Below are 2,104 nucleotides of genomic sequence, written 5' to 3'. Positions count from 1 at the left end.
GAGATTGGCCACTTCCAGCGCATGCTGCTGTATGAAGTCGCGGCGCGGCTCCACCACATCGCCCATGAGGGTGGAGAACACGTCCTCCGCCTGGTCGGTGTGGGCGACCTTGACCTGGAGGAGGGCGCGGACATTGGGATCGAGGGTGGTTTCCCAGAGTTGCTCCGGGTTCATTTCGCCCAGGCCCTTGTAGCGGGCCAGGGTGACCCCCTTGCGGCCCAACTCGAAGATGGCGCTCACCAGGCTGGCCGGTCCGGTCACCCGGAAGCTCTTGTCCTTGGCGGTCAGGGTGGCGTGGTGGGCGAAGGCCGCCTGCAGCTCGCTGGCCATCTCGTCCAGGCGCCGCGCCTCGCTGGTGCGGATCAGCGGGCCGTCGATCACCCGTTTTTCGGTGACCCCGCGCAGGGTCCGGGTGAAGGTGAAGGCCTCCTCGCTGACCTGGCTCTGCCAGCCCTTCTCGTGATCCGGCGCCAGGGCATCCAGGCGGGTGGCGATGTAGGCGGCCGCCGCCTCCGCCTGGGCGGTGTCGGTCAGGATCTCAGGGCTCAGCACCCCGGCGATGGCCGCCTGCTCCACCAGGTTCGCATTGCCCACCTTGCGCGCCAGCGGGTCCATGAAGTGCTTGGCGCGAAGCGCCATCTCCACCAGGGCGGTGAGGTCGGCCCCGGCTATCTGGCCCTCGTTGGGGCTGTCCAGGACCGAATCGCGGACCCCGTTCTGGATCAGATAGGCCTCCATATCGGGGTCGTTCTTCAGATAGCGCAGGGAATCGCCGCGCTTGGCCCGGTAGAGCGGCGGCTGGGCGATGTAAAGGTGCCCGCGCTCGACGATTTCCGGCATCTGGCGGAAAAAGAAGGTCAGCAGGAGGGTACGGATGTGGCTGCCGTCCACGTCCGCGTCGGTCATGATGATGATCTTGTGGTAGCGCAGCTTGTCGATGTTGAACTCGTCGCGCCCGATGCCGGTCCCCAGGGCGGTGATCAGGGTGCCAATTTCCTGGGAGGACAGCATCTTGTCGAAGCGCGCCCGCTCGACGTTCAGGATCTTGCCGCGCAGCGGCAGGATGGCCTGAAAGCGCCGCTCCCGGCCCTGTTTGGCGGACCCGCCCGCCGAATCGCCCTCGACGATGAACAGTTCGGACTGGGCGGGATCGCGCTCCTGGCAGTCGGCCAGCTTGCCCGGCAGGGAAGTGACGTCCAGCGCCCCCTTGCGGCGGGTCAGCTCCCGCGCCTTGCGCGCAGCCTCGCGCGCCGCCGCGGCCTCGACCACCTTACCGACGATGCGCCGCGCCTCCTGCGGATGCTCCTCGAAGAACTGGTCGAGGCGTTCGTTCACCACCGACTCGACGATGGGCCGCACCTCGGAGGAAACCAGCTTGTCCTTGGTCTGGCTGGAGAACTTGGGGTCGGGCACCTTCACCGAAAGCACGCAGGTCAGTCCCTCGCGGGCGTCGTCGCCGGTGAGGGCGACCCTCTCCTTCTTCATCAGCCCGGAAGACGTCGCATAGGCGTTGATCTGCCGAGTCAGCGCGGCCCGGAAGCCCGCCAGATGGGTGCCGCCGTCGCGCTGGGGGATGTTGTTGGTAAAGCAGAGGACCGTTTCGTGATAGCTGTCGGTCCACTGCATGGCCACCTCCACCGTGACGCCGCCGCGCTGGGCGCTCAGGGTGATGGGCGGCTCGAAGAGCGCGGTCTTGGTGCGGTCGAGATAGTGGACGAAGGCGACCAGGCCGCCCTCGTAATGCATCTCGATCTCCTTGGGTTCCGCCGAACGGCTGTCCGTCAGGGTCAGGCGTACGCCCGAATTGAGGAAAGCCAGCTCCCGCAGGCGATGCTCCAGGGTTGAGGCGTCAAAGTCCGTCATGGAGAAGATCTCCGATGACGGCAGGAAGGTGATCTCCGTACCCGTACGCCCCTCCGCATCGCCGCGTTCGGCCAGGGGCGCCGCCGCCTCGCCATGGACGAAGCGCATGGCATGCTCGCGCCCGCCGCGGCGGATGGTGAGGTCCAGCCACTCGCTGAGGGCGTTGACCACCGAAACGCCCACACCGTGCAGGCCGCCGGACACCTTGTAGGAGTTCTGGTCGAATTTCCCGCCGGCGTGG

General features: G+C 67.1%; 1 protein-coding gene. It reads right to left on the bottom strand.

All coding sequences use genetic code 11. The annotated features are described in order from the left end of the window. On the bottom strand, nt 1–2,104 hold a 2,104-nt coding region (locus Q0982_RS07555), incomplete at both ends, for a DNA gyrase subunit B (protein ID WP_299393728.1).

It is taken from the genome of Pelagibius sp. (assembly GCF_028281305.1).
Lineage (GTDB): Bacteria > Pseudomonadota > Alphaproteobacteria > Kiloniellales > Kiloniellaceae > Pelagibius.
Note: the sequence above shows the minus strand (reverse complement) of the source record. Positions and strands in the feature narration are given on the sequence as shown.